This is a genomic window from Arthrobacter sp. P1_B11 (assembly GCF_056406715.1).
In genome coordinates this window covers 195317-207656 of the sequence record NZ_JBFTZQ010000009.1, presented here as the reverse complement: position 1 = coordinate 207656, position 12340 = coordinate 195317, and the positions used below count along the sequence as shown (strand labels likewise).

8 protein-coding genes are annotated in these 12340 nt (G+C 67.3%); all 8 read right to left on the bottom strand.

Going from position 1 to position 12340, the window contains the following annotated elements:
* Positions 1-2: 2 nt before the first annotated feature.
* The 8 genes from AC1D14_RS10195 to AC1D14_RS10160 all read right to left on the bottom strand — a co-directional run bounded on the left by AC1D14_RS10195 (position 3) and on the right by AC1D14_RS10160 (position 12163).
* A complete protein-coding gene (locus AC1D14_RS10195) occupies positions 3-167 on the bottom strand; it encodes a type IV toxin-antitoxin system AbiEi family antitoxin domain-containing protein (RefSeq protein ID WP_230121210.1) in 165 nt (54 codons plus the stop codon).
* A 171-nt stretch (positions 168-338) separates the two neighbouring features.
* Positions 339-2018, bottom strand: coding sequence for a 2-succinyl-5-enolpyruvyl-6-hydroxy-3-cyclohexene-1-carboxylic-acid synthase (gene menD, locus AC1D14_RS10190; RefSeq protein WP_476968439.1), 1680 nt, complete (start codon positions 2016-2018; stop codon positions 339-341).
* A gap of 444 nt (positions 2019-2462) precedes the next feature.
* Positions 2463-4556, bottom strand: a complete 2094-nt coding sequence (locus AC1D14_RS10185; RefSeq protein WP_230118973.1) for a PhoX family protein — start codon at positions 4554-4556, stop codon at positions 2463-2465.
* 153 nt (positions 4557-4709) lie between these two features.
* Positions 4710-6821 carry a copper-translocating P-type ATPase gene (locus tag AC1D14_RS10180; RefSeq protein ID WP_476968428.1) on the bottom strand — a complete coding sequence of 704 codons (2112 nt, stop codon included), beginning with the start codon at positions 6819-6821 and terminating at the stop codon, positions 4710-4712.
* Positions 6822-6967: 146 nt separating this feature from the next.
* On the bottom strand, positions 6968-7945 hold the full coding sequence (locus tag AC1D14_RS10175) for an o-succinylbenzoate synthase (RefSeq protein WP_230118976.1): 978 nt from the start codon (positions 7943-7945) through the stop codon (positions 6968-6970).
* 158 nt (positions 7946-8103) lie between these two features.
* Entirely contained in the window at positions 8104-8760 is a 657-nt protein-coding gene (locus AC1D14_RS10170; RefSeq protein ID WP_230118971.1) for a class I SAM-dependent methyltransferase, read from the bottom strand.
* 405 nt (positions 8761-9165) lie between these two features.
* Positions 9166-10590 (bottom strand): sensor histidine kinase, encoded by a 1425-nt coding sequence (locus AC1D14_RS10165; protein ID WP_230118970.1) that lies wholly within the window; start codon positions 10588-10590, stop codon positions 9166-9168.
* On the bottom strand, positions 10583-12163 hold the full coding sequence (locus AC1D14_RS10160; protein ID WP_230118969.1) for a BTAD domain-containing putative transcriptional regulator: 1581 nt from the start codon (positions 12161-12163) through the stop codon (positions 10583-10585). The genes AC1D14_RS10165 and AC1D14_RS10160 overlap by 8 nt, the downstream gene beginning before the upstream one ends.
* Positions 12164-12340 lie beyond the last annotated feature (177 nt).

Here is a 12340-nt window from a genome sequence, read left to right as displayed (position 1 = left end):
CGCTATTGCTCCCAGGGTTTGAGGGCATGCCAGGCGACCCCATCCACGTACACGCCGTGCCGGATCCTGACCAGCGCGCCGGCATTGGAGCGCCGCGCGAGGTCCTTGGGTGTCAGCCCCTGCTGTATGTGATCGCGGGCGAGAATCAGTCGCGGCAGTTCGGTCATGGATGGAACAATCGCAGCTTTGGGCAGCGCCGAACAGCGGCGATCGGGGCTATGTGGAAAATCCGGCCGACGCCCTTTGACGACGCGCACCTTGCTCCGCGACGCGCACATTGCCCCGCGCCCATGGAATTCCCGTAGCGTCAGGTATTTTCCGCGTCGAAGGGCGGAAAGCTAGTCCGCAAGCACGCCCGCCACGGCCGCGCTCACTGCCGCCTTGATCCGTGCGTGCAGGGCACGGAGGTCGTGCCGGTCGGTGCGCACTTCGATGATGGTGCGCCCGGCGAAGGGTGCGGCAAGCGCTTCGGCGAGTCCCGCCGTCGTACTCACCGCGCAGTGCCCGACGCCGTACGCTGCGGCGAGTGCCGCAATGTCCACTGAGTGGGGGGTGCCGAAGAGGCGTTCGACGGCGTCTCCGTAGCCGCCTGCCTCGGCCACCGCGCCGTGCTCCAGGAGGCTGAAGATGGCGCCGCCGGAGTCGTTGAGCACCACGATGCGCAGGTCGGGCTGAGCTTCGTCGGCGCCGAGGAGGAGGCTGCCGGCGTCGTGCAGGAAGGTGACGTCGCCCAGCAGCAGGGTGGTTTCTTGGTGGCCGCCGAGCGCGATGCCGGTGGCGGTGGAGACGGTGCCGTCGATTCCGGCGAGGCCGCGGTTGGCGAAGACTGTGGCCGACGGTCCGGGGGCGGGCTGGCCGGCGAGGTCAGCGTCGCGGATGCCGTTGGACGAGCCGAGGACCAGTTGGCCGCGCGAGTGCTGCCAGACGAGGGCGCCGACGGCCGGGCCGGTCGCCGCTTCGGCGTCGGCGAGTATGCCGTCTATGGCATGCTGGGCGGCGGCCCCCGCAAGCAGCCAGGCGTCGAGCCACGCCGAGGAACCGCGGCCCGCGAACTCCGCCAGTTCGGTCAGGCTTGTGATCGGGGTTTCGCGGCGGCGGCCCGGCTCGTGCCAGGCCACCGGGACGGGCTCGTACAGGGCGGCGGGGATGTCTGCCCGGGCCAGCAGTGCCGAGACGGGCCTGGAAAGTGTGGGACGTCCGAACACCACCGCGCGTTCGATCGGCTGCGCTGCCTCGGGGCCGAAGTGCTCCAGCAGCAGCCGGTACGGGCCCACAGCGTTCGGTCCGAACCGCGAGTTGGACGACGGCTCGGCCAGCAGGGGAAGGCCGTGCGCGCGGGCGAACGCCTCGGCGACCGGCCCGGCGTCGTGCCCTGCGAGCACTACTGTGCGGCACTCGGGCAGATCTGACGTTGTGTGCGTCAGGGTCATGGTGAGCGGCTCGGTGCCGATCCGGAACGTGCCGTGTCCGCGCTGTTCGGGCAGCCGCTCCCCCGCCTCCGGGACCAGCGGATCGCGGAACGCAAGGTTGAGCTGCACGGGCCCGGGCGGCGAGTCCTCGAAGGCCCCCGTGGCGGCGGCGAGGGCTGTGTCCACGGCGCGTTGGGGGCTGTCGCCGGCTGGGACGTCGACGGCGAAGCGCACGTGCTCGCCGAAAAGGTCCAGTTGGACGGTGGTCTGGTTTGCGCCGGTGCCGCGCAGCTCCTCCGGCCTGTCGGCCGAGAGCACGACGAGCGGCACAGCGGCGTGGTTGGCTTCCATGACCGCAGGCAGGAGATTCCCGACGGCGGTCCCTGAAGTGGTCAGGACAGCCACCGGAGCGCCGGTGGCCAGGGCAAGGCCCAGGGCGGTGAAGCCGGCGGAACGCTCATCGATCCGGACCAGCAGGTCCACCCTGCCCGCCGCCGACGCTTCCGCCAGCGCGTACGCCATGGGGGCCGACCGCGAACCCGGTGCGACCACCACGTACCTGACACCGCCGTCGAGCAGCGCGGCGACCGTGATTCTGGCCGCGGCCATCGATGTCAGACGGCTTTGGGGGCCGGCCAGCGGGGTGGAGTGCGTCTCGCTGCCCTGGCCGGCGGGCGGGGTGGAGTGCGCTGGAATGCTGACGCTGCCCGCACGGGCCTGCCTCGTAGGTGCCGCGCTGCCGGCGACGGGCCCTGTGGGCCTGGAGATAGCGGGCGCGGAAGGCTCGGTTTGGTCCTCGGAAGTCACCGAACCAGTCTGCCACCATCCCAACCCTCCCGCAGATCCCGCCCTCCCCCGCCACAGGACCTGCGAGAGGGTCGGCCAGAAACCCACAGAACCTGCGAGAGGGTCGGCCAGAAACCCACAGAACCTGCGAGAGGGTCGACCAGAAACCCACAGGACCTGCGAGAGGGTCGACCAGAAACCCACAGGACCTGCGAGAGGGTCGACCAGAAAGCCACAGGACCTGCGAGAGGGTCGGGAGCGGAGCCCCTACGCGCTCTTGCGGAAGACCTGGATCACGGACGGCCGCGGTGCCCGGACCTGGCCGCGCTTCGGTGTGGCACCGGCAGGCACGTAGTCCGGGAAGTACGAGTGCGGCGCCTCGAAGGTGCCTTCCTCGCCCGGGTGCTGCACGGAAACGAAAACAGTGCGTTCGTCGTCGTGGACGATGGGGCCGCACGTTTCGGCGTCGCGCGGGACGGCGAGGAACTGCTCCACGCGGCCGCGCTCGGTGCCTTCCAGGGTGACTTTGAAAAGCCCGTCCGCCTTGCCGATCCCGGAGGGGGCGCCGTCGGTGGAGATCCAAAGGTTGCCCACGGAGTCGAAGGCCAGGTTGTCCGGGCAGGAGATCGCCGAGACCTGGTCTGCCGGGAAACCGGAGAAGTAGGTGACGTCGCCGGTAGCGGGATCACCGCAGACCATCAGCAGGTTCCACGTGAACTTCGTCGAGGTCTGGTCGCCGTTCTCGGTGATCTCGACGATGTGGCCGTCCCGGTTTTCGTTGCGCGGGTTGACCTCCGTGGCGCCTTCCTTGCCCACCTTGCCGCGGTCGGAGTTGTTGGTGCAGGCCACGTAGACCTTGCCGGTGTGCAGACTCGGCTGGACGTCCTCGCAGCGGTCCATCTTGGTGGGGCCCACCTTGTCCGCGGCCAGTCGCGTGTAGACGAGCACTTCCTCCACGGACATCCCGGCGACCTTGGACTTCCCGCTCACCACGAGGGGCAGCCATTCGCCGGTGCCGTCGAAGGAACCGTCGGCCGGAACCGAACCGGAGCCGTCGATCTGGGACGCCGGTGCGTCGCCGGTGAACTTGGCCACGTACAGGTCGCCCTCGGAGAGCAGCGTCATGTTGTGACGGCGGTTCCCGTCGATGAACTTGTTCTTTGAGACGAACTTGTACAGGTAGTCGAAGCGCTCGTCGTCGCCCATGTAGGCCACAACGTGCCCGGACCTGGCCACGATCACGTTGGCGCCTTCGTGCTTGAAGCGGCCCAGGGAAGAGTGCTTCTTCGGGGTGGAGGTGGGGTCGAACGGGTCGACTTCCACGATCCAGCCGAAGCGGTTGGTTTCGTTCTCGTAGCCGGAGTTGTTGGCGTCGAAGCGCGGGTCATCAAGTTCCCACTGGCGGGCCGTGGGCTTGTTGGTGAGGCCGTAGCGCTTATCGGCGGCGGACGTGCCCGGGGCGACGAAGTAGCCGTTGAAGTTCTCCTCGCCGGACAGGACGGTGCCCCACGGCGTGGTGCCGCCGGAGCAGTTGCCCAGCGTGCCGTTGATCCAGCGTCCGGCCGGATCGGCAGTCGTTTTGACGAGGAGGGAGCCGGCGACGGGCCCCGTCAGCTCGTAGCGGGTGCTGTTAAGGTACCGCCGGTTCAGGCCGGCGCCCTTCACGTAGCTCCACGGCTGGTTCTTGTTCTTACGCTCCAGCTCCACCACGGTCAGCCCGTGGGCGGCGGCACCGACGGCCCGCATCTCGGCGGCCGGCATCGTGGCCGGGAACATGATGTTCTCGTTGGTGTACTCATGGTTGGCGAAGAGCAGGGCGCGGCGGCCCTTGCTGCCCGGGATCTCCAGGATGTCCGAGTAGTCGTTGTTGTAGCCGAACTGCCGCGACTGTGCAGCGGCGGTCTGGTTCGTGAGATCGAACGCGGGGGCGTCGTTGAAGATCGGGTCACCCCAGCGGATGACTGGCTGCCAGGTGAAGCCTGCCGGAACGGTCACGGCGTCGACGTCGGTGCCGATGGAGGGAATGGCGGTGAACTGAAGCTTGGACGTGCCCGCGCGGCCGTAACCGTTCGTCGCGGCGGCCGACAGGCCGGTCCCGCCGTCGGCAACGGCAGTTTCGGAAGAAGTCAGGGAGCCGCCGAGTACGACGGCGAGAGCACCGGCGGCGCCGAAGCCCAGGGCGGCGCGGCGGGACAGGGTGGTGGACGCGATGTCACGGAAGTAGCTGTTGGAGCTGGTGTTGCAGACGTCGCCCGAGCAGGCGTTGTCGCACTTCAGCGCACAGGTGACGGGGCTGCGCTTGCCTTTGGTGTGGCCGAGCATAGGCAGCAGGGCAAACTTGCGCCCGGGGATTTCAGACATGGAGAGACCTTCCAAGGGGTGAGATGCGGTCCCGGCCACCCTTCCAGCGAGAACTAAATGTGAGAGGACGCTCTGGTTAAGATCCGGTGAACTTACAGACCTGTAAGTTCATGTTCGCAGCGCAGGAAGAAGCAACTGCCGGGCGCCGGCGGGTCAGCTGATCCGGGCCGGGTTGAGCTTCAGCCGGCGCAGCAGCTGGGCGTTGAGTGCAACGACGATCGTGGACAGGGACATCAGCACCGCGCCGGCGGCCGGTGAGAGCACCACTCCCGCGAAGGCCAGCACACCGGCGGCCAGCGGGACGGAAATGATGTTGTAGCCGGTGGCCCACACCAGGTTCTGCCACATCTTTCGGTAGCTTGCCCTGGACAGATCCACCATGGACAGCACAGACCGGGGATCGTTGCCGGCCAGGATGACGCCCGCTGACTCGACGGCCACGTCCGTGCCGGCGCCGATCGCGATGCCTACTTCCGCCCTGGCCAGCGCCGGCGAATCGTTGACGCCGTCGCCCACCATGGCCACCTTCAGGCCGCGGCCCTGCAGCTCGGCCACCTTCTTGTCCTTGTCCGCAGGGAGCACCTCGGCGAATACCTCGTCGATGCCCAGCTCGGCGGCCACGGCCTGTGCCACCTGCCGGGCGTCGCCGGTGATCATGGCCACCCGGATACCCCGGTGCTGAAGTGCGGAGACAGCCCGCCTCGATTCGTCGCGGACGGCGTCCTCAAGGCTCACCGCTCCGAGAATCCTGTCGCCCTCCACCACGTGCAACACCGCCGCCCCGCGGCCCTTCCAGCGGCTGGTGGCTTCAGCCAATTCTCCGGTTTCCGCAATGCCTAGCTCCCGGAGCAGCGCAGGGCCGCCCACCTGAACGAGGCGGCCGTCCACGGCGGCCCGCACGCCCCTGCCCGTCAGTGACGTGAAGTCAGTGGCCAAGGGAATACGCAGTCCCTGCTCCCGTGCTGCCCGCACAATCGCCCGGGCCACGGGGTGCTCACTGTCCGCCTCAACCGCGGCGGCGAGACCCAGCAGCTCTTCCCTGCCCACGCCGTCCGCGCTGGCCGCATCCTTGAGTTCCGGCTCGCCCCTGGTCAGCGTGCCGGTTTTGTCGAACAGCACGACGTCGATGGTCCGCATGCTTTCCAGGGCCATCCGGTCCTTGATCAGCACGCCGACGCGGGCGGCCTGCTCGGTGGAGATGGCGATGACCAACGGGATGGCCAGGCCCAGGGCATGCGGGCAGGCGATGACCAGCACGGTGACCGTGCGGGTAACGGCGTCCGGAACGCTGCCGAGCAGGGTCCAGACAATGAACGTGATGACGCCTGCGCCTGCTGCGAAGTAGAAGAGGAAGGCCGCAGCCCTGTCGGCCAGGGCCTGCGCTTTCGACGACGACGCCTGCGCTTCCGCGACCAGCCGCTGGATGCCGGCCAGCGCCGTGTCGTCGCCGACGGCAGTGATGCGGACGCGGACGGAACTGTCCGTAGCTACAGTCCCGGCGACCACGGGGTCGCCCACGCCACGGGGAACAGTCCTGGACTCGCCGGTGATCATGGATTCGTCGAATTCAGCCTGGCCACCGATAATCGTGCCGTCCGCGGGCATCCTGGCTCCGGAACGGACCAGCACGGTGTCGCCGCTCCGGAGCTCCAGGACGCTGACGGTTTCGGTGCCGTGGCCGGTGATTCGCTCGGCCTCGTCCGGCAGCAGTGCCGCTAGCGCGTCGAGCGCCCCCTGGGCGGAACCGAGGGCGCGCATTTCGATCCAGTGGCCCAGCAGCATGATGGCCACGAGCAGTGCCAGCTCCCACCAGAAATCGAGGTCAAATCCGCCGATGCCCAGGCTCGTGGCCCAGGAGGCAGCGAAGGCGACGCTGATGGCCATGCCGATCAGCAGCATCATGCCGGGGCGCCGGGCCTTGAGTTCGGACAGGCCACCGTTGAGGAAGGGCTGGCCACCGTAGAAGAAGATCACTGTACCCAGCACTGGCGGAATCCATGTGGATCCGGGGAACTCGGTCGGCATGTAGCCGAGCAAGTCCCCAAACATGGGGCTGAAGTAGACGACGGGAAAGGACAGGGCAAGGCTGAGCCAGAACCTGTTCTTGAACATGGCAGTGCTGTGCCCGGCATGCTGGCCGTGCGTGTGCACCTCATGATCGCCGTCCGGCCACGTGGCATTCATCGCGTGGTCCGAGTGGCTTTCGGTGAGGCCGTTGGTTCCGCGCCCTAAATGCGCGTGAGTTGGTGCGTCTGATCCAGGCATTTCAGTTCGTTCCTTCACGGAAAGAGGTGATGAGGATGCTGGGGTTGAACGGCTGTAACGGCCCGGGACGGGAGGCCTGGACAAACCACTTCACTGACAACACGATTAACATACCCCAGGGGGGTATGTTCGTCAAGGACCGCCGGTCACTCGATCTCCGCGTAGGCGCGGCGCAGCCGGGCTAGCCACCATTCCCTCCTCTCCGAAGAGGCGGCGTACTGCTCCAGCAGCCCCTGGTCGGCGAAGGCCTCACGGAGCCGGATGGCGCCGTCGTCGGCCACCAGCGGATCAACGGTGACGTCCCCGGCCAGGAGTGACACCGTCCCCAGGCCGCACGCGTAGGGCAGCTCCGGCAGGGCGGCAGCAAGCGCAAGGCCCGCACGGATTCCCACGGACGTGTCCAGCGCGGAACTCACCACGGCGGGCATCCCGGCCTGCGCGACGATGCTGAGCGCACGCCGCACTCCCCCCAGTGGCGCCACCTTGACCACGATCAGATCGGCGGCGCCGGCGCGGGCCACTTTGAGCGGATCGTCTTCCTTGCGCACGCTTTCGTCGGCCGCGATCAGCACCGGAATACCCGCCGAGCGCAGACGGCGGCGGACCTCGGCAAGGCCCTCGATGTCCGGCGCCGGCTGCTCCGCGTATTCCAGCCCGACGCCGGCCAGCCTGGTGAGTGCTTCCACGGCCTCCGGAACGTCCCAGCCTCCGTTGGCATCCACACGGATGGCGGCGTCCGGCAGTGCGGCGCGGACCGCGTCCACCCGGGCGGCGTCGTCGTCGAGGGTCTGCCCGCGCTCGGCGACCTTGATCTTGACGGCGTCCACGCGGCCGAACCGGGCCAGGATTTCCGGCACCTGCGCGGCGGGGACCGCCGGCACCGTGGCATTGACGGGGATGCTGGTCCGGAGTGGCTCCGGGAAACCACGCCAGCCGGCCTCAATGGCGGCGGCGAGCCACCGGGAGGCTTCGGCGTCGCCGTATTCCGGGAAGGCGCCGAACTCGCCCCAGCCTACGGGTCCCTTTAACAGGAGCGTTTCGCGTTCGAGGATGCCGCGGAACTTCACCCGCATGGGCAGCACCACCACGTGGGCGGCGCCGATCAGCTCCTCAACAGGGGGCATGTCGCCCGGAGAACGCAACGCCGGCGCGGAAAGCGACGGAAAATGGGAAGGCCCGGGAGGCCGTTCGGCAGGCATGGCTTCACTGTACCGGTGCCCCAAGCCGCCGCCTCAGCAGGAATCACGCTATGTGGACAAGCCTCCCGAACGAGCCGCGTCCCTCACTCCGGTCGGGTGGCATGCCCCAGAATGTGAGCCACCGGCGGGGCGAGCGGATGACCGGAGAAACCGAAACGCTCGTTGTCCTTCACCTGAAATCCTGCAGCACTGATGGCCTCCAGCGTGTCCCTGTTGGGGTGGCAGCCGCCCGCCACCCGCTGCCAGCCGGGCGCCAGCACGTCCTCCGCCGCGGCAATGATCCGGCGGCTGGAGCGGACATGCTCGTAAAAGGCCAGCGTTCCACCCGGGCGCAGCACGCGAAAGACTTCCGCCAGGACGCCTGCTTGGTCCGCAACGCTGCACAGAACCAGGCTGCAGACCACCGCATTCGCGCCGGCATCCGGCGCCGGGATGTGTTCGGCCGATCCCGCAACCAGGACAACGGGTACCGGGGCCGAAGCCGCCCGCCGGTCGGCCAGTCCGCGCAGATAGTCGTCCGGTTCAATGGCCAGGACGTCCGTCACGGTCTCCGGGTACAGCGCAAACGATGACCCCTCGCCGGCCCCGATTTCGATTACGCTTCCTTGCAAACCGGACAACAGGCGCCGGCGGTGGTCGGCGCCTCCTCGGCGGTTCATCCCGACGACGGCCCGTGCGTATGCGCGGGCAAAGCGGGGGTGCTGCAGTCCAGCGGGACCTTCCGGGCTCTGCGATGTCATTTGACTGAGCTTTCTTTGAACGACGCCGGCCCCCCAACGTCGTGGGGGGACCGGCGGCTTTTGGGGCGGCGCCCTGTTGACGAGGGAGCCGCGATTGAGACCTAGCAAATTGTGTGGTGCAGGAATGTTGTGCAGAAATTAGGAGGGAAACCGAGAAACGGCCTTTTGGGCCTGCAATTGGGCGCGTTGCCGTTATGGCCTGGGAAGTCCGGGCCAGATCGCGACCCCCAAGACCGCAATCCAGCCGACGGGCAAGTGCCACGACAGCAGGACGAGCCGCTGCACCCCAATGCAGCAAGCCTAAACCTTCAAAAACGGCGGCACCGCCGCTGCACCCAAGACCCAAAGGACCCACAGAAATCCAAGGATCCCAAGGCTCCTAGGAACCCCAAGCGCCGAAGGTTCCTAGGGAACCGGCTGCGGCACCCCAGGGACGTCCCCCGGGACGTCGTCGTCGATGTCATCGTAGACGTCGGCGGCCAGATCCGCCTCGACGCCGACGCCGAACCGGGCAATCACTGTGGTCCCCCGTCCGGGAGCCGACATCACCTGCAGGGTCCCGCCGGCCTCGCAGATGGTGTCCCGCATGATCCGCAGGCCGAAGTGGCCCTCGGGTGATCCCAAGCTCTGGTCAAAACCGCAGCCGTCGTCGTGGATCCGGATTTCGGAGCGTTTCCCGTCCTGCCTGAGCTGGAGCTCGGCGTTGGCCGCTTTGGAATGCTTGGCCGTGTTGGCCAGGGCCTCCCGCGCCACTCGGTAGAACAGGGCGGCACGGTCCCGGTCCAGCTCGCACTTGGCCGGAAGCTCGAGCGCGAGGCTGATTCCGCGTTCCTCAAGTGGATCACCCAGTCTGGCAAGGGCGCCTGACAGGCCCAGCCGGTTGAGGTCCGGCGGGTAGAGCTCGCTGGTCATCGCGCGCAGGCTCCGGACGTTATCCTGCAGGATCCGCCGGGCATCAGCGAAAAGCTGGCGCTGGCCTACCGGACCGTGCAGCTCCTCGGATTCCAGCACGTAGGACAAACCCGAGAGGTCCTGGATCACTTCATCGTGCAGGTCACGCGCAATCCGCTGGCGTTCCAGTTCCGAGGCTTCAATGGCTCGGTGCAGGAGGCGGCTGCGGGCGGCCTCATAGGCCTGGATACGCTTTGCGAGCCTAACGGCCGGGAAAAGTTGTGCCAATTGCAGCACGCCCAATGCAAGGAGGAAGGGCGGCGCCATGCCGAACAGCACCGCAGTCTGCTCCAGGCGGACAGCACCGACGTCGTAGTAGGCCTCGAACACGAGCAGCTCACCGTTGGGTGCAGTGACGGGAACGTAGACCTCAACCAATTCCTCGGTGGAGGCTCCTGGCGAACTGACCTCGTCCTTCTGCATATCCAGGTTGGCCGGCACATCCTGGCCGTTCAGCACCTCGGCGGCCTCCCCGGGCAGCTCGAACGTCTGCCCGATCAGCTTGGGGTCCTCCGAGTAGACGATGCGCCCGTTCTTGTTCCAGAGCCTGATTTCAAAGACAGACCGGTCATCCATCCAGGGACGAAGCCGCGCATCGAGGCGCGCCACCGCGGCCGGGTTTCCGGACAGCACTGATTTGTCCAGGAGCGGCCCCACCACGTTCTGCGCCAATTGCTCCGTGGAGTGCTCCGAATTCTGCAGCGCATGTCTTTCGGCCTCGGACCAGATCCAAAAGGCCACTGGCGTGATAACCACAACCAGGGCCACCAGACCCATGAGCAGGAAACGACGGACGGCCTTGAAGACTTCGGAACGCTCGGATGCCGGCGATTCCAGCGGACGGAACAGTACAGGCCTCCGGAGGGATGGCCTAGCCATTGGACGGCTGCTCGAGCATGCCGCGCCGTGAAGCTTCCATAACCGATTCGAGCTGAGAATGGGTTCCCAGCTTGGCGAAGATTGCCTTCACGTAGCCCCGGCAGGTGTTGAGCGAGATGTCCAGCTTGCTTGCCACTTCCTTTGAACCGTGACCGCCGGCCATCAGCCTGAGCACGTCCAGCTCGCGCGGCGTCAGCACCGGACCGCCCGGCTCCACTTCGCGGACAGCCGCGGCGGGCTTCGGAGTGCTCATGCCCAGCTGTGCGACCAGCGACGGGTGAACAACCATGTTGCCGGCCCGTGCGTACCGGAGCGTATCCAGGAGCGTGGACAGCGAGCCGCCCTTGGGAAGGAAGGCGCAGATGCCCATCGAGGCGGCTGTGCGCAGCGCCTCCGGAGTCGGGTCGCCGGTCAGCATCACGATCCGCGTCTGTGGAGCATCCGCCAGGATGCGGGCAGCGGCGGTGAGGCCGTCGCCGTCGGGCAGGTGGTAGTCCATGATCACGACGTCGGGCTTGAGCGCCATGCTCTGCTCGACGCCGCTCTTGGCGGTGGTGGCCGAGGCCACGCTGCGCAGGTCCGGCTCGCGGTCCAGGGCAGCGGTGAGCAGCTCGGTGAAGGTGCTGTGGTCGTCGATGGTCAGGATGCTGATCTCCCGCATACGCTGAGAAGAAAGCGGGGGAAGCGGTGAATCCCCGTCGGACAGGTCAGCAGCTTCATCATCGCTCACGGCGGTTGCCTGGAGCAGCCGGGCGTGCGCATCGCGCAGAGCCCGCCCGGGCAGGCAGCCGATCTCCTGGTCCATGACACGGCGGCAGCGTCCGTACGCCCGAAGCGCCTCCATGTACTGTCCGGATTCCTCGAGGCCCAGCACCAGTGCGGTCCAGGCCCTTTCGTTGATGGGGTCATCCAGGAGCAGTTCGCTGGCGAGGGCCACGGCGCGCTCCGGCTGGCCCACGGTGACGGCGGCTTCGGCGGCCCGGGCCTTGATGCTGGCCACGCGGGCTGCGTGCAGCGCCCGTTCCTCTTCGGCCCAGCCGGCTAGGAGCTCATCGCCGAGCAGCGGCACCGAGGCGATCTCCAGTGCCTTCTCAAGCATCTTGTAGGACTCCGCGGGGGCGGCGTGTCCGGCCTGCTTCAGGAGATCGTCGAACCGGTCAAGGTCCAGGTCCACCGCGGCGCGGTCAATCAAGTATCCGCCGGTGACCGTCCGAAGCGCTCCGCCCTTGCCGGAGCCCGGCTGCAGGTGGCGCCGCAGGACGCTGACATAGCTTTCGAGAGTGGACAGGGCCTCGGCGGGAGGCTGGCCGTTCCACAGGACGTCGATCAGGTGGTTCTTGGAAACCGGTGTTCCGAGCTTGAGCAACAAGATCTCAAGGACCTGCCGCGGTTTCGGGCCGCCCAGCTCGTGGGATCCGATGACCACGTTTCCGCGGCGGACCTTGAGCGGACCCAGGATGCTGATCGAGAGCCGCGCCGGCGCTCCACCCTCACCCTCTGAGGCTGTCGGAAAGTGCTCGTCTTCGTGGACTCTCCTTGACCAGCGAGTGTCCTCTGCAACTGTCTGAACCATCTTGCACCTACTATCCCCATGACTGCATTCCCCATGAATGGCTTGGACTCATACTTGTCAATCAGGCAAGCACGGGCACGAGTAGCGGGTACTCGAATTTTCGGGAAAGGACTACTTGGTTGCTTCCCCAGCCAAGGGGTGACCACTTGGCTTGGCCCCTTCAGGCATCCCCCTTAA

Coding starts and splice junctions, on each gene's coding strand:
- AC1D14_RS10195 (WP_230121210.1), bottom strand. CDS start 167: ATGACCGAACTGCCGCGACTGATTCTCGCCCGCGATCACATACAGCAG.
- menD (WP_476968439.1), bottom strand. CDS start 2,018: ATGGCCGCGGCCAGAATCACGGTCGCCGCGCTGCTCGACGGCGGTGTC.
- AC1D14_RS10185 (WP_230118973.1), bottom strand. CDS start 4,556: ATGTCTGAAATCCCCGGGCGCAAGTTTGCCCTGCTGCCTATGCTCGGC.
- AC1D14_RS10180 (WP_476968428.1), bottom strand. CDS start 6,821: ATGCCTGGATCAGACGCACCAACTCACGCGCATTTAGGGCGCGGAACC.
- AC1D14_RS10175 (WP_230118976.1), bottom strand. CDS start 7,945: ATGCCCCCTGTTGAGGAGCTGATCGGCGCCGCCCACGTGGTGGTGCTG.
- AC1D14_RS10170 (WP_230118971.1), bottom strand. CDS start 8,760: ATGACATCGCAGAGCCCGGAAGGTCCCGCTGGACTGCAGCACCCCCGC.
- AC1D14_RS10165 (WP_230118970.1), bottom strand. CDS start 10,590: ATGGCTAGGCCATCCCTCCGGAGGCCTGTACTGTTCCGTCCGCTGGAA.
- AC1D14_RS10160 (WP_230118969.1), bottom strand. CDS start 12,163: ATGGTTCAGACAGTTGCAGAGGACACTCGCTGGTCAAGGAGAGTCCAC.